Genomic DNA, 21299 nt, shown 5'->3' on the forward strand with positions numbered 1-21299 from the left:
TGCAAATCTTACAGACTGCCCAACACGATGCGCAACACGCGGCGCAGGGGTTCGGCTGCGCCCCACAAGAGCTGGTCGCCGACGGTGAACGCGCTGATGTATTCGCCGCCCATGCCCAGTTTGCGGATGCGTCCGACGGGGACGGACAGCGTGCCGGTAACTTTGGCGGGCGTCAGCTCGTGGATGCTGGCTTCTTTTTCGTTGGGGATGACTTTCACCCAGTCGTTCGCGCCTGCCAAAATCGCTTCGATTTCGGAAACGGGCAGGTCTTTTTTCAGCTTCAGGGTGATGGCTTGGCTGTGGCAGCGCATAGAGCCGATGCGGACGCACAAGCCGTCGATTACGGTCGGATTGTCGCTGCGGCCGAGGATTTTGTTGGTTTCCACACCGCCTTTCCATTCTTCTTTGGACTGGCCGTTGCCCAAATCCACGTCAATCCACGGAATCAGGCTGCCGGCGAGCGGTACGCCGAAGTTGGCTTTCGGATAGTCTTCGCTGCGCAGGAAATCGGACACTTTGCGGTCGATGTCGAGAATCGCGCTGTAAGGATCGGCAAGCTCGTCCGCCACTTGGGCGTGAATCGCGCCCATGCCGCTGATGAGTTCGCGCATATTTTTCGCGCCCGCGCCGGATGCGGCTTGGTAGGTCATGCTGGTCGCCCATTCGACCAAATCGTTTTGGAACAGGCCGCCCAGCGCCATCAGCATCAGGGAGACGGTGCAGTTGCCGCCGATGTAGTTTTTCACGCCGTTTTTGAGGCCGTTGTCGATGACGTTTCGGTTGACTGGGTCGAGGACGATAATCGCGTCGTCTTTCATGCGCAGGGATGACGCCGCGTCAATCCAGTAGCCGTTCCAGCCGCTGTCGCGCAGGGGTTGGAACACGGATTTGGTGTAATCGCCGCCTTGGCAGGTTACGATGATGTCCATTTTCGCCAGTTCGGCAACGTCGTTCGCGTCCAATAATGTTTTCGCCGCCTGACCGAAATCAGGTGCCGTGCCGCCGACGTTGGATGTGGTGAAGAAGAACGCTTCGGGAATATGGGCGAAGTCGTTTTCTTCTTTCATACGCTGCATCAAAACCGAACCGACCATACCGCGCCAGCCGACGAAACCTACTTTCATGTTGAGCTCCTTAGGGGGAAATTGTTAACAAATTTCTGAATAGGGAAAAAGGAAGAGTTTTAAACCTGTTTGAGGTAAATGTAAAGTTTTTTATAGCATCTCTAGAAAGAAATAAAAGGTCGTCTGAAATACACTTTCAGACGACCTTTCCGTATCAAACTCAATCAAAATTCCCCCACCTCATCACGGTTCCGCCATTTCCAACGCCTGTTTGATGTCCACGGCAACGACGCGCGATACGCCTTTTTCCTGCATGGTTACGCCGACCAGCTGCTCCGCCATTTCCATGGTCAGGCGGTTGTGGGAGATGTAGAGGAACTGGGTTTGCGCCGACATTTCTTTGACCAGGTTACAGAAACGCGAGGTGTTGGCATCGTCCAGCGGGGCGTCGACTTCGTCCAGAAGGCAGAAGGGGGCGGGGTTGAGGCTGAACAGGGCGAACACGAGGCTCATGGCGGTGAGGGCTTTTTCGCCGCCGGAGAGGAGGTGGATGGTGCTGTTTTTCTTGCCGGGCGGGCGCGCCATGATGGACACGCCGGCGGTCAGGAGGTCGTCGCCTATCATTTTGAGGGTGGCTTCGCCGCCGCCGAACAGGGTGGGGAAGAAGGTTTGGACTTTGCCGTTGACGGCATCGAAGGTTTCTTTGAAACGCTCTTTGGTTTTGTCGTCGATTTGGGCGATGGCTTCTTCCAAAAGGGTGATGGCGGCCTGCACGTCTTCGCTCTGGCTGCGGTAGTAGCCGTCGCGTTCGCGCGCTTCTTCGAGTTCTTGCAGGGCGGCGAGGTTGACGGCGCCGAGGGCTTCGATTTGCTGGGTGAGGCTGCCGATGCTGCTGTTCAATACTTTCGGCGATTCTTTCGCCAACGCTTCGAGCGCGTCCAAATCGGCGGCGCGTTCGGTCAGGTTTTGATGGTAGCGTTTGGCGTTGATCATGGCTTCCTGCTGCTGCAACAGGGCGGTTTGGGTGGCGGCCTGAAGCTGCGGCAGCTTGGTTTGCAGGGTTTGTACGCGGGCGTATTGTTCCCTGCCCTGCTCCTGAATCTGCGCGAGTTTTTCCTGCACGGCGATGTATTCTTCGTCCAGCGTGTGTACGGCTTCGGTCAGCTCGTCGAGCTTGATGTGCTGCTCGTCGTTTTGGAACTCGGTTTCATAGGCGAGGGCAAGCTCTTGCTGGCGTTCCTGCCAGTCCAGGGTTTGCTGTTCGAGCCGGGCGATTTGCTGCTGGTAGTTTTGTTTTTGCTGGTTGAGTTTGTGGACGGCGACTTCGGCCAGCCCGTATTGGCGGTTGGCTTCCAACAGGGCAAGCTGCGCCTGTTTCAGACGGCCTTGCTGCTCTTGGCGGCTGTACGCGGTGGTTTGCTGTTGGTGTTCGAGTTCGGCGGCGGCTTCTTGCAAAGTAACGATGTCGTCTGAAAGCCCGTCGGACGTGTGTTGCAACACGGTCTGTTCTTCCGCCAACTGCGCCAGTTCGCGCTCGATGTGTTCGCGGCGGATTTGCCCTTGGTTGGTACGCGCCAGAAGTTCGGCGGCGCGTTGCTGCGCCTGGCTGTATTGGCGCGTGTGTTGCTGTTGCTGCTGCATCAGGTTTTTGTGCTGCACTTCGGACGAGCGCACGGTAGCCTCCGCCTGTTTGAACGCGGCTTCGGCGGCGAAAAGTTCGGGGGCGAGGTTTTCCAGTTCGGAAGCGATGCCGTCGAGGCGCGCTTTTTGGGCAATCAGGCTTTCCTGCGCGGGTTTGGCATAGAGCAGGACGCTGACTTTGTCGACCTGATGGCCTTCGGGCGTGAGCCAGATTTGGTGTGCGCCCAAATCGCTTTGATGCGCGAGGGCGTAGCTCAAATCGGGCGCGCACAATACGCCGTCGAGCCAGTGGTGCAACGCCGTCTGAAACGGCGGCTGCGCTTGGATTTGGTTCAGCAATGCCTGTACGGGCAGGGATTTTTTGATGCCGCCGGAGAGGTCGTCTGAAAGCCATGCCGCCTGCCCCTGCGGCAAAGGTGCGGGCGGAACGAAGCCTTGCGGCACGGCGCGGGCGTGCAGGCGTTCGGCAAGGATGACGGACAAGGCGTGCTGCCACTCGGTGGGCGCGGTGATGTGTTGCCACAGCTGCTGCGCGGCGGCGTGGTCGGTTGCCTGCCAGAAGTCGGCGGCTTCCTGCTGTTGCGACAGGATTTGCGACAACGCCTGCTGCTGCGCCTGCAAGGTGATGTGTTGCTGCTTCAGGCTTTGGAAGCGGTTTGAGGTCGTATGAAACGCTTCGCGGGCGGCGTGTAAGGCTTCTTCGGCGGCAATGATTTGTTCTTCGTAATGCTCTTGCTGGCTTTGCAACAAGGCGGCGGCTTCCTGCGCGGCGGCGGTTTCGGCTTCGTCGGGCAGGTTCAGGGCTTGGTTTTCCTGTTTCAGACGACCTTTGCGCTCTTCGTGCTTGGCAACGGTTTGTTCGGCATGGGCAAGCTGCTGCTGCTTCAACGCCAGTTCGCGGCGGATGCGGTTTGCCTCGTCCTGCTGGGTTTGGAAGGCGGCGTTAAGCGTGGCTTGGGCTTCTTCCAATTCAGGCAGACGCTCTTCGTGTTCGGCAACCTGCATCGCCCATTCCGCCAATTCGGTTTGCTTTTCCTCGGCCTGCAACTCGTTTTCTTCAAGCTGCACGCGGATTTGCTGCTGCTCCTGATGGATGCGCTGCATCTGCGCCTGCGCCGCCTGCTTGTCGCGTTCGATGCGTTGGTGCAGGTTTTGCTGATGGCGGATTTGCTCTTCCAAACGGGCAATCTGTTCGCGCAACACGCCGCGTTTGTTGCTCAATTCGTGTACCGCCTGCTGCTGCGACTGTTCGGCAGTCTGCAAGGCGTGTACTTCGTCGTTTAACGCCTGAACCTGCGCGGCGGTTTCGTCCTGCTGCGCCTGCAAAGACTGATGCTGCGCGGTCGCCTTGTCGGCGGCGGCAAGCGATTGCTGCCATTGGGCGTAATCGAGCAAATCCTGTTGTTGGTTCAACTGCGCGGTCAGGGATTTGTAGCGTTCGGCGGTTTCCGCCTGTTTCTCCAGCTTTTCCACCTGCCGCGCCAACTCGTTCTGCAAATCGCCCAAACGCTGCAAATGCTCGCGCGTGTCTTTCAGACGGCCTTCCGTCTCCTTGCGGCGTTCCTTATATTTGGACACGCCCGCCGCCTCCTCGATATAGGCGCGCAACTCCTCCGGCCGCGCTTCGATGATGCGCGAAATCATCCCCTGTTCGATAACGGCATAACCGCGCGCCCCCACGCCCGTACCCAGAAACAAATCGGTAATGTCGCGGCGGCGCACGGTCTGATTGTTGATGAAATAAGTCGATTCGCCCTGACGCGTCAGCTGCCGCTTGATGCTCACCTCGGCATACTGCCCCCACGCCCCCTGCAAACTGTGGTCACTGTTGTCAAACACCAGCTCCACCGAAGCCCTCGGCGCGGGACGGCGCGTCGCCGCACCGTTAAAAATCACGTCCTGCATACTCTCGCCGCGAAGCTGCTTCGCCGAAGCCTCGCCCAACACCCAGCGCACCGCGTCAATCACATTCGACTTGCCGCAGCCGTTCGGCCCGATAACCGCAACAAGCTGCCCCGGAACATGAATCGTGGTCGGGTCGGTAAAAGATTTGAAGCCGGAGAGTTTGATGTGGGTCAGGCGCATGGGACAAGGACGGGGAGAAAAAATAAAGTGGGATTTTATACTAAAACATCTGACAAAAGGTCGTCTGAAACCCTGTTTCGAGGTTTCAGACGACCTTTGCTTTCAGACCTTCTTAACGGCGCGGCTTATTCCTTGCCGATGCCTTTATCCAGCCCTTGCGTCAGACCGTTGATGTCGCCGCCGTTCAGGCCCAATTCTTTCAAGAGGCCGTCAACCAGCGGGGCTTGGCTGCGGTAGCGCAGGGCGCTGTTGACCATTTGGTCGGCGAGGCTGGCTTGTGTGGTTTGACCGTCCGACACGCCTTCGGAGCCGTTGGCAGCGCCGCTGAATCCGCCCAAGCCGTTGACTTGCAGAATCTTGATGTCGTCAATGTTTTCCATCGGACGCACGGATTCGCGGATGATGTCGGGCAGGTGTTTCAACAGGGCGAGGCGCACTTGCATTTCGACTTGCTCGACGCTCAGCACGTTGGCGGCTTCGTTCACGGCGCGGGTACCTTCGGCATCGACTTTGTATTGCTGCTCTTGCGCTTGTGCCAGCAGGACTTTGGCATCGGCTTCACCTTTGGCTTGCAGGCGTTGTTTCTCGGCTTCGGCTTCGGCGGCGATGCGCACGGCTTCGGCGCGGTCTTGCGCGGCCTGTTTCTCGGCTTCGGCGGCGACGGTGAGCGAAATCGCGTCTTTTTGCGCGGCTTCTTCGGCGGCAATCAGTTCTACGGCTTTGGCACGTTCGGCGCGTTCGGTTTCGCGTACGGTAATCACGCTCTCTTCTTCACGAACGGCGGCGGCACGGGCTTTGTCGGCCTCGGCTTTGGCTTCGGATTCGGCACGCGATTTTTCGGCAACGGCAATGGCGCGGTCTTGTTCGGCAAGCTCGATGGCTTTGCGGCGCTCGACCTCCGCCTGCTCGACGGCTTGGGCTTTGCGGATGTCTTCGTTTTTAATGTCGCGTTCGGCAGCGATGCGTTTCAAATCCACTTCGCGTTCGGCGGCGATTTTGGCTTCTTCCGCTTCGCGTTTTTTCTGCGCTTCCTGCTCGGCGATGCTGGCTTCCTGTTCGGCGCGGCGCACGGCGATTTCGCGTTCTTGTTCGAGTTTGGCGTATTCTTCTTCGCGCGAGATTTTCAGGCGTTGCTGCTCGGCTTCGAGGTTTTTGGTTTTAATCGCCAAATCGGTGTCTTGTTCGATTTCGTTGCGTTTTTTGCGGCGGCCTTCGATGGTTTCGGTCAGTTTGGTCAGACCTTCCGCGTCAAAGGCGTTTTGCGGGTTGAAAAACTCAAAGCTGGTCTGGTCGAGGCCGGTCAGGGAAACGGTTTCGAGTTCGAGGCCGTTTTTAAACAAGTCTTCGCTCACGACTTGTTGCACTTTCTGAACGAAATCAACACGTTTCTCGTGCAGCTCTTCCATCGCCATTTCGGCGGCGACAGCGCGCAGGGCATCAACGAATTTACCTTCGACGAGGTCTTTCAATTCGTCGGGCGACATAGTTTTCATACCCAGCGTTTGCGCGGCGGTGGCGATGCTCTCGGCGCTGGGTTTGACGCGGACGTAAAACTCCGCCATCACATCGACGCGCATCCGGTCGCGGGTAATCAACGCCTGCTGCGCCGCGCGGCGCACCTCAAGACGCAATGTGTTCATGTTGACGGGGATGATTTCGTGCAGCACGGGCAGCACCATCGCGCCGCCGTTCATGATGACTTTTTCGCCGCCGAAGCCGGTACGGACGAAGGAGACTTCTTTGCTGGCGCGGCGGTACAGGCGGGTGAGGATGAGGCCGAGTACAAACAGCGCGATGAGTATGACGCCGGCGATGATGCCGATGGAAACTAAGTTCATGGGTTTTCCTTTCTTGTTGTCGATATACCCTTGAGGGGCGTGGGTTCAGACGGTTTTTTTAGGGTTTGGGGTCGTCTGAAAAGGTTAAAAATAGCGGTTTTAAAGGTAGGTCGGATTCTTGAATCCGACAATTTCGGTTATGTGCAATACGGCTGAAGCGGAGCGGTTCGTCGGATTCAAGAATCCGACCTACCATTTCTGTTTTTTGCAAACCGTAGCGTGGGCTTTGCCCGCGACCTACTGTCGTTTGAATCAAACGATCATCCGAGATGTTTGCTTCGTGGGCGAAGCCCACGCTACGGACTACTTGAGGGGCGTCGGTTCAGACGGTTTTTTGGAATTTAGGGTCGTCTGAAAAGGTTAAAAATAGCAGTTTTAAAGGTAGGTCGGATTCTCGAATCCGACAATTTCGGTTAGGTGCAATACTGATGAAGCGGGGCAATCTGTCGGATTCAAGAATCCGACCTACCGAGCTAATTATCAACCGTATGAAAAGCAGTCAAAAACTCATTTCTTTTTAATAAGAACATCTTATGTTCAGGGGCATTCAAAGGCTTTTTATTTTCGGAGAATGCTGGAGCAATGCAACCCCATTCACCATTTCGTGCAAAATAAATAACAAAATCAATCTTAATTTCTCCCCATTGATTCGATACTTCTTGCTTCTTACCCTTATTGGCATCTACTGTTTTGATTTGGATACGGAAATAACGTTTTCCGTCCGAAATTAAAATATCCGTTTTATGCCCATGATCCAAAACGGGGGTAAAAACCTGCCACCCATCTTGCATTAACCAAACAACCACCTGATTCTCAAAAGATGTATTCAACAAAGCCTGCTTAAGTCCGTCAGAAATTGCGTCTAATCTTCTTGGCATTTCATTTTTCCTTTTTGTGAGTTAAACGATAAATTTTTTTAAATTATGCTGATAGTGGTCATTTGAAAAACGGACTGTTCAAGTATGTAACTAATTAAGGTATGTACAGGAACTTCATTTTCAGACGACCTCAATCCACCAAGCTCCCGCTCGGATTCAAAATTGCCTTAAACGTATTTCCCTCCAGCGACACCAGCAACACCGCGTCGCCTTGTTTCAACACTTCGTCGGAATCCGGTTCTGCCATCACATAATGCTGTTGACCATATACATCCTTCACCCGCACCTGCGCCGCGCTGCCTGCCCGCGCTTCGCCCAGCACCACTGTGCCTATGCGTCCGATTAGGCTTTCCTGCGAAACGGCGGTGGTTTCGTCTTTGGGCATGATTTTGTACAGTCCGCCCGCCGTCAGGCGCACCAGCGGCAGCGAAAGGAACCACACGGCTACTGCCGCCAGCCATCCGTTCAGATAGCTACCGAACACGGCGGCAAAGGTCGTCTGAAACAGGTAGCCCGTCAGTCCGTACACGGCAAGGAACACCACCATCAGCATCAACACCGGCACACGACCGACATACAGCCAGCTCAGAAACCTGACGAACACGCCCGCGTCCGCTGCGTCCAGCCCGACTTCGGCGTGCGCGGTTTCGGTCAGACTGTCGGGCAGCAGATTGTCCAGCCAGTCGCTGATGCCGCCCGCCAGCATGGAGATGACTTCCAACACGCCGAGTAAAACCATCAGCGCTATGGCGATGCCGAAGATTTCTGTTTCGGGGGCGTTGATTAAATTCCACATATTCCGTTCCTTGTTCTGTCAACTTTCAGACGACCTTAAATAGACTGCTTGCGAAAATTTGAATGTTTGATTGTCGTCATTCCCGCGCAGGCGGGAATCCAGAAGTTTGAGATGACGGCAATCTTCAAATAATACTTCTAGAATCGAGGTCTGGATTCCCGCCTGCGCGGGAATGACGGCATTAGGTATGCCTTATTTGAATTTGACCTATCCGTGCATCCCAAACAGACATTCGGTTTTCAGACAGCCTCTTCGCTCTCAATCTCAGCGCGGCATTCAATTGGAAAGTTGACCGAATTGGCGATGAAACACAGGCGGTGCGCTTCGTGATGCAGTTCCAAAGCCTTGGCGCGGTCGTTTCCTGCGGCGATGGTAACGCGCGGCTTCAACACGGCGGAGACGAAACGCCCCGGGTTCCCGCCACCGCCTTCGTCCATTACTGCTTCGGCGTGGTCGGTGTAGGCGGTAACACAGATGCCCGCGTCGGCACACAAGTGCAGGTACCATAGTTTGTGACAGGCAGAAACGGCGGCCAACAGCATTTCTTCGGGGTTCCAGCGGCCCGCATCGCCGCGGAAGGCCGGGTCGGCGGAACCGTGCAGGTCGGGCTTGCCCTCGGCGGAAACGGTAAAATTGCGCAAATAAGCGGTGTAGGACGAAGTGCCTTCGCCGAGATTGCCCGTCCATGTTGTCGCGGTGCGGTAGGTGTGTTTTTTGCTCATTTTGACATTCCTTTCAATTATTTACTGTTCGCGGCAATAAAGACGGTATCCGCCTTGAAACGCCGACTCTAGTTGAGCCAGGCATAAGCCGATGCGCCCGCCGCCAAACTGATGCCCAGCCACAGCAGGATTTTGGTTTCCGCCCATACGTCATCCCAATACCGCCCCCGTAGCGCGCTGATGATGTCGGGGGTGCAATAGAATTCGACGCATTCGACAAATTCGTCCCAATCCTTAAACATCACAAAGTAAAGCAAGACGGCGGTTAGCAAGCCGATCAAAATGGCAAAAATCATGAAATTCCCCTATTTTTCAGACGACCTGTGCGTATCGTAAAGAAAGGTCGTCTGAAACCGCTCCTAACTTTTCCCTAAGTCCTGCGTGTTTAAATGTCTATACCGACAACAGACGCAAAGGGAACGAAATGAAACATTCTCAGTCGCAATATACAAAGCCGTCCAAACCGCTTTTGAAAAAACTGCTGCTTCCTGTCGCCGCTGTTTGCGCCATTTTTCTTGCAGCAGAAGGTTTCGACCTTTACGAAGACTACGCCCAATACCGCATGGAAACAGACCCGGCGTTCGCGCAACACCACGACCGCGCTTTGTCCATCCTGCACAGCAGGGGCTATGAGGTCCACGATTCCGACACCGACCTCTATTGGGCAAGACCCGTTTTGGAATTTGAGGCCTACAAAGGCAGCTTGGAATACAAAATCGTGATGTCTTATCCCGATTTAAACATTCTCGTAGAACGCGTCGATTTATAATCCGCTTCCGAATATTCTTTACTTACCCCACGTCCCGAAAGGATACGACATGAAAAAACTCTTACCGGTATTACTCTTAGGCAGTATCGCACTGACCGCTTGTGCCGCCCCTTATCCTTACGACTATTACGATGACGACTATCGTACCGACCGCTACGAGCAGCGTTATGACCGTTACGATGACCGCTATGATGATCGTTACGACGACCGCTATGAGCGCGATTACGACCGTAATGACGACTACCGTTACCGCGACGGCAAGTATTACGATGACGACTACATCGAACACCAAATTTACAGCGATCCGTCCTTCGAGCAAAAACGCGCACAAGTGATGCGGATTCTCGAACGACGCGGCTACCAAGTTCACGAAATCGAAGCCGACGACCGCCGCGGCCGCCCCGTATTGAAAGCCGAAGCCTTCAAAAACGGACGCGAATACGACATCGTTTTCTCATGGCCGGATTTACGCATCATCAGCGAACGCATCGACTACTGATCCGTTCCGCCATGCGCCGCAAGGGCAAACTCCGCGCGGCGTTTTTCTTTTCAGACGACCTTTCCGACAAAGAAGGTCGTCTGAAAACTTGGCTTATTTTATATAACGAAGAAATGCAATCAGATTTTCATAAAACATCCAAGCCCAAAAAACATACGCAATTAGAAACGGACGATGTTTGAGGAAATTTTTAAACTTTATCCGGCTATGGCATTTCTCCTCTAATAAATCTAAGAGTTTTTGCCGCTCCGACTCTTCACAACCTTCCAAAATCTCTACTTTCAGCATTTCTATGGCTTTTTTGATATGGATTTTCCATCCATCCACGATCAATTTGTCACCATATTTTGCTTTCAAGTCATTCATGATAATAACAGCATAGAATCCCACGATTAAAATAGCAGCAACTATTGCGGGGATGGGGTGATTATCACTAAGAGACCAAACCGCAACAGTCGACAACAGCAACCATGCAGCATGGTGATTCAACATCTTATGGTAGAAAGCAATCTGCTCATCAAGCTCATAAACTCTGTCAGCAAAAAACATATTATTTCCCTGCCTTCAACGCCGCCAACCGTTCGGCAATACGGTTGTTGCGGCTCAAATCTTCCAATTCCTTCAATTTTGCCAACTGCGCCGCATCGGTGCTGCTGTGTACCGCGTTCTGACGACCCATCACGCGGTCGAAAGCGTTGCCGCTTTTTTCGGCATCACGGGCGATGCGGTTGAGGTCGCTGCCGCCTGCCGCTTTGCCTGCGCCCGTGCTTTGCTGCGCGGCACGCCAGTCTTGCAACTGCTGCTGCATCTCGCGTTTTTTCGCCTGCAAGGCGGCGATAAAGCCTTCAAGTTCTTTTTCCTGCGCGGCACAGTCGGCGATGGTGTTTTCCAAAACAGGCAGACGTGCTTCGATGTCCATTTGTTCGGCGATACCCGCCTCGGCAAGATCGTCGCGCCCAGCGGCTACGGCGGCTTGCAGGTTGGCATCGATGGCTTCGTGGCGGTTGCTCTCGTCCGCCATTTTCTTGGCGGCAAGGTGTTTCTGCGCCAACACCTTGCCCAATTCGGCACGCACCTCGTCCACTGCCCGCTCGATTTCGCGGATGCTCTCGTTCATTGCCACCTCAGGCGCAAGGTTTTCCGCCGCATCAATCAGGGCATGAAAACCGCCGCTCACCAGACGGCCCACTCTGCGGGATAGGGTTTCGCTCATTTGGATTTTCCTTTCTTTATGAAATCATGAGAAATATTGTGTTTAGCCGGCATCCGATTGCGCCAACCAGTCGTAACATTGCTCCCATGACAATGTTTCGTTTTCGTCTTCTTTGCCTTCCAGCAGGGCTTGTTCTAAAGCTCGTCTGAATGTGGCGCGGGTATCCGGGTGGGTAAACCAAGCCGACAGTCGGGCTGCGAATTGCGTTCTATTCGGACAATGCTCGGGCAGATAGCAGACTTTGTACCAATCCGGCTCATCGCTTCCATACGGAATCTCTAAATACAAGTCGACAAATTCGCGTAAAGCTGCCGTTTTATCCGCCTGCTCCGTCCACACTGCCAGCAGTTCGTCGACAACATCCAATCCGGCAAATTGAAACATATTCAGCCAAACAACCAAGCAGCCTTCGTAGCGGGGCGCAGTCAGTTGCGAGTCAAACCAAGCGACGGCGAAACGTTTTAGCCAATCGATTTCTTCTTTTTTCCAGCATTCGGGAAAATCGCAACACAACTTATCGAGCAACGTTTCATCAAGCGATCGGACATCTTCCTCGTTAACCAAAGCCTGCAAAATACGCGGCAGAAAATGTTTCATGTCGAGAGCCGTCGCGGCTCCGTCGTCCAAAGGCACGCTGCCCAAATACGCCTGCAACATATCAACAGGAATCTCGCGTAACGGATATTCCAACAACGCCTGTTGAAAATCTTCGGGAGAGCAGCTATTGCAAGTGCAGATATTCAGCGGGAAGCGCACGCTGTAAGGTGCAAATAATTTGTATGCTTCTGCTATCCATTTTTCCATCTTTGTTGCCTTGCCTTTGATATTGGACATGGGTATTCAGGATTGAGGGGAAAGCCTTTCAGACGACCTCAAACCTTGCACTACTTGCTATGCGTGATTTCTTCCAGCCGACCGTTTGCTCCGATAACGGCGCGGAAATTGCCGCCCAGCACTTTAGGTGGTTTTCCGCTGATAATCCAATGTTCCCCGTCTTTTTTCACCCGATACGGCTTTTGCGCTTGAGCGGTTTGTTCGCCGTAATGCTGCGTCACATAAATTTCAGTCAGCCGCAGGACTTGCTGCTCGGTAACAGGTTGTGCGCCGCCGTCCGCACTCACCGCCAAAGAGGGATAGATGAACATACAGGTCAGAAGCCAATGGTGGATTTTCATTTTGTTGAAGGGGTTCTATATGTATTGATATTATTTAACTCATTTGGACTTAATACAAAAGGTTGCTCTCTGCATTTCTCAGCCATTTTTGCCATCTAGTTTTACTCTCCATATTCTGGTGAACGCCAGTTGATTCTACACATTTCCTTATTGGAAACTTCTGGATATTCAAGACCTGCCAAACATTTTTTCTCCCAGTCTAAACATTCCTGTTTACTTGCAGAAACAGTAACTACTTTTTCTGGGTGACCCTCTAATACATGGCGACAATCTTTTCTCATTATTTCCGCAAACTGATCATCCACATTCTCATAATGCGGCAAATACATATAGCAGAACTTCTTCTCATTCTTTGCCATACATGCCGTCAGCGGATCTGCCTTCTCACGCCCCTTCCAACCCGCTTCACCAGCCATTGCGCTACCTAATACGAATTCCACCTGATGGTTCGGGTAAAACGCCACCGTAATGTCTTCGGGTTTCGTATATTCAGGCAACTGCGCCGTATAACGGTACGTCGTCTCGTCGTCAATCACACCCGACCCTTCCTGCCATAAAACGGTATATTTCAGATCCGGACGCCACTTGACGGGAAGGTCCGCGCAACAATTAATGCCGCCTCCCGCAAGTGCGGTCAGGTTGTCACCGCCAACGGGATAATAACCGTCCATATCGATGGGGTTGTTCGGATTCTCCTTGATTTGCGGATCGGCTTTACCGCCCACGTCATAAAGGCTGAAGGTAACGCCCCTATCGGCATTGTAATTGACGCTGCGGACGGAAACAGGGACGCTGCCGGACGGTTTGGGTTCAGCCTGCGTGCAGGATGACAAAAATAGGGAAAACAATAACAAGTAGGGGTAGGGTTTCATTAAGTATTCCTTAAAAATGGGAACAGTAACCTGAAAAAAGATGTCAGACAGCTTCTTGACAATCAAATCTACTCATTAAAACCATGTCATCTGTACCCCATATTTCAGTCAGCCCTTCCTTCACGCCTCAAACCTCGCCCGCCTGCTGCACAATCTTCGCCAGTTTCAAAGTGTTTTCAAGCTGTTGCAGCACGGTATCGTCGTATGCCGCGCCTTTGCCGGTTACGGCGAGCTGCAAGATGCTGTCGGTGAGGCGGACGATGCGCCACATCAGTTCGCGTTCGTATTTTTTCAAACTGTCTAGGTCGGCTTCTTCGGGCAAGTCGGCGGCAAGCGTCGCGCCCAAGTCGGGCAGCTGTTCAAACAAGCGCGCCACGATATGCGAATGCACCCCCGCCTGCTTTTCCGCGTGCAGCACGTCATGTTTCGCCGCTTGGAAAAACTGCTCCTGCGCCGTCAGCGCGGAACCGTAATCGCGCGTCTGAGTATGCGCCAAACGCGCCTGCTTGAGCAGCTCGCGGATTTTTTCAGACGGCGTATTCGCGCCTTCGATTTTTAATTCGGCAATAAAATCAGCGTCTTCCTGAGTAATTCGCACGCTAACTGGGATACGGTTTGTCGCATTCATATTCGTTTGATTTGTTTTGTATTCATTTGAATACAAATGTACAACATGAAATGACAATATGCAATGTTCAAAACAGTTTAATTATGTAAATACCGGTCCATCTGAGAAATCATCCCTATCCGCCCCTTGTTTTCAGACGACCCTAACCCCTTATAAATACAAACAATCGACATATCCAAAGCCATAACAAATGCCGTATAATCAAGCCCCCAGTTTCCCCAGCCTTGAAGGTCGTCTGAAAACCATGCACTCAACTTACGCTACCGTACAGCGCGATTTACTCGAAGCCAATCACCTTTCTCCCGAGCTGCTCGCCAAAAGCCTGAGCATCATCGGCGCGCATCACGTCGATTACGCCGACATCTACTGCCAGCGCACTGCTTTTGAAAGCTGGCATTTGGAAGAGGGCATCGTCAAATCGGGCAGCTTCCAAATTGATCAGGGGGTGGGCGTGCGCGCTGTTTCGGGCGAAAAAACCGCTTTTGCCTATGCGGACAGTTTGTGTATCGATTCGATCAACCGTTCCGCCCAAGCCGTCCGCGTCATCGGCGCGGCAGGCGGCGAAGCTTCTGTCAAAGTGCCGTCCGCCGCATACGGCAAATCCGTCCATGCGGTGCTGAATCCCATTATCGGTCTCGATTCTGCCGCCAAAGTTGCCTTATTGAACAAAGTGGAAACGCTTGCCAAAGCCGCCGATCCGCGCATCGTGCAAGTGATGGCGGGGCTGACTTGCGAATACGACATGATTTACATCGCCCGCCTCGACGGCAGGCACGCCGCCGACATCCGTCCGATGGTGCGCCTGAACGTTACCGTCATCGCCAAACAGGGCGACCGGCGCGAACAGGGCAGCGCGGGCGGCGGCGGTCGCTACGACTTGGCTTATTTTGATGAAACTTTGGTGCGGCAGTTTGTCGATTCCGCCGTCAAACAAGCCCTGATTAATCTCGAATCCCGCCCTGCACCCGCAGGCGAAATGACCGTTGTCTTGGGCAACGGCTGGCCGGGCGTGTTGCTGCATGAAGCCGTCGGACACGGTTTGGAAGGCGATTTCAACCGCAAAGAAACCAGTGTCTTTTCAGGCAGAATCGGCGAGCGCGTTGCCACCAAAGGCGTTACCGTCGTTGATCAGGGTGACATTGCCGACAGGCGCGGTTCGCTCAATATCGACGACGAAGGCAATGAAACACGCCGCACCGTATTGATTGAGGACGGCATCTTGGTCGGCTATATGCAGGACGAAACCAACGCCCGCCTGATGGGTACGCAATCCACCGGCAACGGCCGCCGCGAAAGCTACGCCTCCGCCCCTATGCCGCGCATGACCAATACCTTTATGGAAAACGGCGGCTACGAACCCGACGAAATCATCGCGTCCATCGACAAAGGCATTTACGCCGTCAATTTCGGCGGCGGACAAGTGGACATCACCAGCGGCAAATTTGTCTTCAGCGCATCCGAAGCATGGTGGGTCGAAGGCGGCAAACTGCAATATCCTGTCAAAGGCGCGACCATCATCGGCAACGGCCCCGAAGTTTTGAAACACGTCTCCATGATAGGTAACGATACTGCGTTGGATAGCGGTGTCGGTGTGTGTGGCAAAGACGGGCAGAGCGTTCCTGTCGGCGTCGGACAACCGACCTTGCGGATTGATGCTGGGTTGACCGTTGGCGGTAGCGAGATTTAAGGCAGGTAGCAAAGTCAAACGTCGTCTGAAAACTGTATTTAGGGTTTTCAGACGACGTTTTGTAACATATTCAAGCCAACCTATATTCCCACGCACGCAGAAATAGCGGCAAGTTTGCCGTTTTAACCGCATTTCCTATTCAGAACCATTATCCACCATGAAACACCAAAATAAAATTTCTGCCTTTTTTAACACCTTATCCATCATCTTATGGATAACATCGCTTTTTTGCACTGTCTTTTTCTACGGAGAAGGGGAAGCCCATAACGGCATCTATATCTTGACGCTAGGTTCCCTCTTCAGCTGGTTTATGGGCTTCTTCAATATTGGTTATTTTGCCGTCTATGCCAATTATTTTTGGATGGCGGCAGTCATTCTGTATTGGTATCAAAAACAAATCGAAATATGGATGATGAAATGGCTGCTCGTATTTATGTGGGTCCTCGCCATACTGACTTTCTCGCTTACTACGATTCACAAAAATTCCGAAGTTATCGGCATTACTGGCTACGGTGCCGGATTCTACTTGTGGTTTGCCGCCCTCTTCTGCGCCACCATCGGCATCTTGTTAGGAAAGGACTGGCTAAAAAAACAGAAAAAGAAAACGACAGCCTAATGCCTCACGATAAAAGTCGTCTGAAACCGATTTGACATGTATTCCAAACCGATTTCCATTTTCAGACGACTCCTCCACCCTTCTCTGCCATTGATATAATAATCACTTTTTCAGACGACCTTTCCCCATGAACATCACCCAAATCCTATCCCAAGAACTCTCCGCTACCGCCGCGCAAATCACCGCCGCCGTCGAGCTTTTAGACGACGGCGCGACCGTGCCCTTTATCGCCCGCTACCGCAAGGAAGCCACGGGCGGGCTGGACGATACGCAGCTGCGCCAGCTTGCCGAGCGGCTGCAATACCTGCGCGAGCTGGAAGAGCGCAAAGCCGTTGTTTTAAAAAGCATTGAAGAGCAAGGCAAGCTTTCAGACGACCTCAGGGCGCAAATCGAAGCCGCCGACAACAAAACCGCGCTGGAAGACCTGTATCTGCCCTACAAGCCCAAACGCCGCACCAAAGCGCAAATCGCGCGCGAACACGGTTTGCAGCCGCTGGCGGACGTGCTGCTTGCCGAGCAGCCGCAGGACGTGGAAGCCGCCGCGCAAGGCTACCTGAACGAAAACGTCCCCGACGCCAAAGCCGCGCTGGACGGCGCGCGCGCGATTCTGATGGAGCAGTTTGCCGAAGACGCGGAACTCATCGGCACGCTGCGCGACAAGCTGTGGAACGAAGCCGAAATCCACTCGCAAGTCGTTGAAGGCAAAGAAACCGAAGGCGAAAAATTCAGCGATTATTTCGACCACCGCGAACCCGTCCGCGCCATGCCCAGCCACCGCGCGCTGGCGGTTTTGCGCGGCCGCAACGAAGGCGTGTTGAACATCGCGCTCAAATACCAGCCCGACGACACGCCGATTACCCAGCAAAGCGAATACGAGCAAATCATCGCCCGCCGTTTCAAGATTTCAGACGGTCACAAATGGCTGCGCGACACCGTGCGCCTGACTTGGCGCGCGAAAATCTTTTTGTCGCTGGAACTCGAAGCCTTAGGCCGTCTGAAAGAAGCCGCCGATACCGACGCGATTACCGTGTTCGCTCACAATCTCAAAGACTTGCTGCTCGCCGCGCCCGCCGGACGGCTGACGACTTTGGGTCTCGACCCCGGCTACCGCAACGGCGTGAAATGCGCCGTGGTGGACGACACGGGCAAGCTGCTGGATACCGTCATTGTCTATTTGCATCAAGAAAACAATATGTTGGCAACGTTGTCGCGCCTGATTAAGCAGCACGGCGTGAAGCTCATCGCCATCGGTAACGGCACCGCCAGCCGCGAAACCGACAAAATTGCGGGCGAACTGGTGCGCGGAATGCCGGAAATGGGGCTGCACAAAATCGTCGTTTCCGAAGCCGGCGCGTCGATTTATTCCGCGTCCGAACTGGCGGCACGCGAGTTCCCCGACTTGGACGTTTCCCTGCGCGGCGCGGTGTCCATCGCCCGCAGGCTGCAAGACCCGCTCGCCGAGTTGGTCAAAATCGACCCCAAATCCATCGGCGTGGGCCAGTATCAGCACGACGTGAACCAAAGCCAGCTCGCCAAATCGCTGGACGCGGTGGTCGAAGACTGCGTGAACGCTGTCGGCGTGGACGTGAATACCGCCTCTGCCCCGCTCTTGGCGCGGATTTCCGGTTTGAATCAGACCCTTGCCCAAAACATCGTCGCCTACCGCGATGAAAACGGCGCGTTCGACAGCCGCAAAAAACTGCTGAAAGTACCGCGTTTGGGCGAAAAAACCTTCGAGCAGGCGGCTGGCTTTTTGCGGATTAACGGCGGCAAAGAGCCGCTGGACGCGAGCGCCGTCCACCCCGAAGCCTATCCCGTCGTCGCCAAAATGCTGGCGCAACAAGGCATTACCGCCGCCGAACTCATCGGCAACCGCGAGCTTGTGAAGCAAATCAAAGCGTCCGACTTCACCGACGAACGCTTCGGCCTGCCGACCATTCTGGACATCCTGTCCGAACTGGAAAAACCCGGCCGCGACCCGCGCGGCGAGTTTCAGACGGCCTCTTTTGCCGAAGGCATTCACGAAATCAACGACTTGCAAGTCGGCATGATACTCGAAGGCGTGGTTTCTAACGTCGCCAACTTCGGCGCGTTTGTGGACATCGGCGTCCATCAAGACGGCTTGGTGCACATCTCCGCCCTGTCCAATAAGTTCGTCCAAGACCCGCGCGAAGTGGTGAAAGCCGGCGACGTGGTGAAAGTGAAAGTGCTGGAAGTCGATGCCGCCAGAAAACGCATCGCGCTGACCATGCGGCTGGATGACGAAGCGGGCGGCGCAACCAAAGGCAACAGGCCGTCTGAAAGCAAACACTCTGAACGCCGCAACCGCAAACCACAACGCAACGACCGCGCCCCGACCAATTCGGCGATGGCAGATGCGTTTGCGAAGTTGAAGCGGTAACATTAGTCTGAAGTGCTATTTAAAGTAAAACCGTTTTGAAACAAATAAATAAAATTAAATTGTAAAAAAAATCCCGTTTTTTTATCATATCGAAGCGATATAGCAAAAAAATGGGATTTTTTTATTAATTAACCGAAAACCTAAAATGTACTCGATCGAACAATTCCCTCCCGAAGCAGACCTCGAAACGGTCGGCGGATTCGCATTTGAAGTGCAACTTTCCATAACAGAAAAAGGCCAGTATGCGGTAGCATACGGCCTTTCCTGCAAGAAAGATTGCCATGAGCTACACACAACTGACCCAAGACGAACGATACCATATCCAATACCTGTCCCGCCACTGCACCATCGCCGAAATCGCCAAACAGCTCAACCGCCACAAAAGCACCATCAGCCGCGAAATCAAGCGGCACTGCATCCAAGGACAGCAATACAGCGCCGATAAAGCCCAACGGCAAAACCGGCTGACCAAACAGCACCGGCGAAAACCCTATAAGCTCGATTCGCAGCTGGTTCAACACATCGACACCCTTATCCGCCGCAAACTCAGTCCCGAACAAGTATGTGCCTACCTGCATAAACACCACGGGATCACACTCCATCACAGCACCATTTACCGCTACCTCCGCCAAGACAAAAGCAACGGCGGCACTTTGTGGCAACACCTCAGAATATGCAGCAAACCCTACCGCAAACGCTACGGCAGCACATGGACCAGAGGCAAAGTGCCCGACCGCGTCGGCATAGAAAACCGACCTGCTATCGTCGACCAGAAAACCCGCATCGGCGATTGGGAGGCCGACACCATCGTCGGCAAAAATCAGAAAAGCGCGTTATTGACCTTGGTCGAACGCGTTACCCGCTACACCATCATCTGCAAATTGAAGAACTTAAAAGCCGAAGACACTGCCCGGGCGGCCATTAGGGTATTAAAGGCATATAAAGCCAGAGTCCACACCATCACCATGGATAACGGCAAAGAGTTCTACCAACACACCAAAATAGCCAAAGCATTGAAGGTGAAAACCTATTTTTGCCGCCCTTACCATTCTTGGGAGAAAGGGCTGAATGAGAACACCAACGGACTCATCCGGCAATATTTCCCCAAACAAACCGATTTCCGAAACATCAGCGATCGGGAGATACGCAGGGTTCAAGATGAGTTGAACCACCGGCCGAGAAAAACACTTGGCTACGAAACGCCAAGTGTTTTATTCTTAAATCTGTTCCAACCACTGGTACCCTAGTGTTGCACTTGAAATCCGAATCCAAGGTCCCTGTCTTGAAAAAACTGAATTCCGCACATCGTTATCTGGCCGAATTAAAAGGCATCTGCCGCAGCATTCCCAACCAAGGCATTCTGATTAACACGCTGTCTTTGCAGGAAGCCAAAGACAGTTCTGAAATCGAAAATATCATTACCACCCATGACGAACTGTTCCGTGCAGGAATATCGGCAAGCCAGTCTAGTCCTGCCATCAAAGAAGTGCAGAATTATGCTTCAGCACTGCATTGCGGCTTCGACCTTATCCAAGAACACGGAATGCTGACCAACAATCATATTTTGACGATACAGGCCGAGTTGGAAAAGAACCGTGCCGGATTCCGTAAACAGTCGGGGACGATGCTGAGAAACGACCGTACCGGCGAAACCGTCTATACGCCGCCGCAACATACGGACGACATCATCCGCCTGATGAGCAGATTGGAAGCATTTATCAACGACGACAACACGGAAAAACCTATCGACCCGCTTATCCGCATGGCGCTGCTCCATCACCAGTTTGAAAGCATTCACCCGTTTTACGACGGCAACGGCAGAACAGGCAGGATTATCAATGTGCTGTATCTGGTTTTAACCGGATTGCTGGATATTCCCGTCTTATACCTCAGCCGCTATCTGGTTCGGAACAAAAACGAATATTACCGCCTGCTGCAACACGTACGCGATACGGGTGAATGGGAAGATTGGCTGCTGTATATGCTGGAAGCCGTGGAACAAACCGCCAAGGACGGCATCGATACCGTGCAGCAGATCCATCAGGCGATGCTGGACTACAAACACCGCATCAGGGAAAACTTCAACTTCTACAGCCAAGACCTGATTAACCACCTGTTCAATCATCCCTACACAAAAATCGATTTCCTGATGAAAACGCTGAAAGTTTCCCGCCCCAGTGCCGCCAAATACCTGGACGAACTGACAGAAGGCGGATTCCTGCACAAAGAAAAGATAGGCAGAAGCAACTACTATATCAATATCGCGCTGATGAATATTTTATTACCAACTGATTGATAACATTTGAAACTTACCCAATATCGAATCAATATATTGCTTACCTGACGCCCGATGGCTTATCGATACGAACAGGCGTATAGTTTGAGATATTGCAAACCCATCATCACCACTCAAGG

20 protein-coding genes are annotated in these 21299 nt (G+C 53.3%); 7 read left to right on the forward strand and 13 right to left on the reverse strand.

Features of this window, described 5'->3' with window-relative positions:
- Positions 1-8: 8 nt before the first annotated feature.
- From asd to MON37_RS09745, 7 genes are all read right to left on the reverse strand, one after another.
- Entirely contained in the window at positions 9-1124 is a 1116-nt protein-coding gene (gene asd, locus MON37_RS09715) for an aspartate-semialdehyde dehydrogenase (RefSeq protein WP_039409676.1), read from the reverse strand.
- A gap of 183 nt (positions 1125-1307) precedes the next feature.
- On the reverse strand, positions 1308-4790 hold the full coding sequence (gene smc / locus MON37_RS09720) for a chromosome segregation protein SMC (protein ID WP_039409679.1): 3483 nt from the start codon (positions 4788-4790) through the stop codon (positions 1308-1310).
- 125 nt (positions 4791-4915) lie between these two features.
- Complete coding sequence (locus tag MON37_RS09725; RefSeq protein ID WP_039409681.1) at positions 4916-6628, reverse strand: flotillin family protein; 1713 nt, start codon at positions 6626-6628, stop codon at positions 4916-4918.
- Between the two features lie 473 nt (positions 6629-7101).
- Positions 7102-7506: a hypothetical protein gene (locus MON37_RS09730; protein WP_003759835.1), complete on the reverse strand. Its 405-nt coding sequence runs from the start codon at positions 7504-7506 to the stop codon at positions 7102-7104.
- A gap of 130 nt (positions 7507-7636) precedes the next feature.
- On the reverse strand, positions 7637-8302 hold the full coding sequence (locus MON37_RS09735) for a YqiJ family protein (protein ID WP_003767067.1): 666 nt from the start codon (positions 8300-8302) through the stop codon (positions 7637-7639).
- Positions 8303-8541: 239 nt separating this feature from the next.
- Positions 8542-9024 carry an OsmC family protein gene (locus tag MON37_RS09740; RefSeq protein ID WP_039409687.1) on the reverse strand — a complete coding sequence of 161 codons (483 nt, stop codon included), beginning with the start codon at positions 9022-9024 and terminating at the stop codon, positions 8542-8544.
- A gap of 68 nt (positions 9025-9092) precedes the next feature.
- The gene (locus MON37_RS09745; protein ID WP_003743669.1) at positions 9093-9320 is read right to left on the reverse strand and encodes a hypothetical protein; all 228 of its coding nucleotides are present in this window, start codon (positions 9318-9320) and stop codon (positions 9093-9095) included.
- A gap of 128 nt (positions 9321-9448) precedes the next feature.
- Between MON37_RS09745 and MON37_RS09750 the strand changes: the two genes are divergently transcribed.
- Together MON37_RS09750 and MON37_RS09755 are read left to right on the forward strand one after the other, a co-directional pair.
- Positions 9449-9793 carry a hypothetical protein gene (locus MON37_RS09750; RefSeq protein ID WP_009312448.1) on the forward strand — a complete coding sequence of 115 codons (345 nt, stop codon included), beginning with the start codon at positions 9449-9451 and terminating at the stop codon, positions 9791-9793.
- A gap of 49 nt (positions 9794-9842) precedes the next feature.
- Complete coding sequence (locus tag MON37_RS09755; protein WP_039409690.1) at positions 9843-10292, forward strand: PepSY domain-containing protein; 450 nt, start codon at positions 9843-9845, stop codon at positions 10290-10292.
- Positions 10293-10385: 93 nt separating this feature from the next.
- Here MON37_RS09755 and MON37_RS09760 read toward each other — a convergent pair whose 3' ends face one another.
- The 6 genes from MON37_RS09760 to MON37_RS09785 form a co-directional block, all read right to left on the reverse strand.
- A complete protein-coding gene (locus MON37_RS09760; protein WP_039409692.1) occupies positions 10386-10841 on the reverse strand; it encodes a hypothetical protein in 456 nt (151 codons plus the stop codon).
- A gap of 1 nt (position 10842) precedes the next feature.
- On the reverse strand, positions 10843-11505 hold the full coding sequence (locus MON37_RS09765) for a PspA/IM30 family protein (protein WP_039409695.1): 663 nt from the start codon (positions 11503-11505) through the stop codon (positions 10843-10845).
- A gap of 42 nt (positions 11506-11547) precedes the next feature.
- Positions 11548-12339, reverse strand: coding sequence for a hypothetical protein (locus MON37_RS09770; protein ID WP_242883642.1), 792 nt, complete (start codon positions 12337-12339; stop codon positions 11548-11550).
- Between the two features lie 50 nt (positions 12340-12389).
- Positions 12390-12680: an NTF2 fold immunity protein gene (locus MON37_RS09775; protein ID WP_039409697.1), complete on the reverse strand. Its 291-nt coding sequence runs from the start codon at positions 12678-12680 to the stop codon at positions 12390-12392.
- Between the two features lie 101 nt (positions 12681-12781).
- Entirely contained in the window at positions 12782-13552 is a 771-nt protein-coding gene (locus MON37_RS09780) for a DUF3304 domain-containing protein (RefSeq protein WP_039409701.1), read from the reverse strand.
- Positions 13553-13679: 127 nt separating this feature from the next.
- On the reverse strand, positions 13680-14180 hold the full coding sequence (locus tag MON37_RS09785; RefSeq protein ID WP_003759852.1) for a hypothetical protein: 501 nt from the start codon (positions 14178-14180) through the stop codon (positions 13680-13682).
- Positions 14181-14370: 190 nt separating this feature from the next.
- Here MON37_RS09785 and tldD point away from each other — a divergent pair, with 190 nt between their 5' ends.
- The 5 genes from tldD (at position 14371) to MON37_RS09810 (ending at position 21180) form a co-directional block, all read left to right on the forward strand.
- On the forward strand, positions 14371-15867 hold the full coding sequence (gene tldD, locus MON37_RS09790) for a metalloprotease TldD (protein WP_209323773.1): 1497 nt from the start codon (positions 14371-14373) through the stop codon (positions 15865-15867).
- A 280-nt stretch (positions 15868-16147) separates the two neighbouring features.
- Positions 16148-16483 (forward strand): hypothetical protein, encoded by a 336-nt coding sequence (locus MON37_RS09795; RefSeq protein ID WP_141764181.1) that lies wholly within the window; start codon positions 16148-16150, stop codon positions 16481-16483.
- Positions 16484-16610: 127 nt separating this feature from the next.
- Complete coding sequence (locus tag MON37_RS09800) at positions 16611-18884, forward strand: Tex family protein (protein WP_039409707.1); 2274 nt, start codon at positions 16611-16613, stop codon at positions 18882-18884.
- A 281-nt stretch (positions 18885-19165) separates the two neighbouring features.
- Positions 19166-20131 carry an IS30 family transposase gene (locus MON37_RS09805; RefSeq protein ID WP_242883644.1) on the forward strand — a complete coding sequence of 322 codons (966 nt, stop codon included), beginning with the start codon at positions 19166-19168 and terminating at the stop codon, positions 20129-20131.
- Entirely contained in the window at positions 20131-21180 is a 1050-nt protein-coding gene (locus MON37_RS09810; protein ID WP_039408238.1) for a Fic family protein, read from the forward strand. Before MON37_RS09805 ends, MON37_RS09810 begins: the two co-directional genes overlap by 1 nt.
- Positions 21181-21299: the final 119 nt, after the last annotated feature.

The organism is Morococcus cerebrosus (assembly GCF_022749515.1).
Classification (GTDB): Bacteria; Pseudomonadota; Gammaproteobacteria; order Burkholderiales; family Neisseriaceae; genus Neisseria; species Neisseria cerebrosa.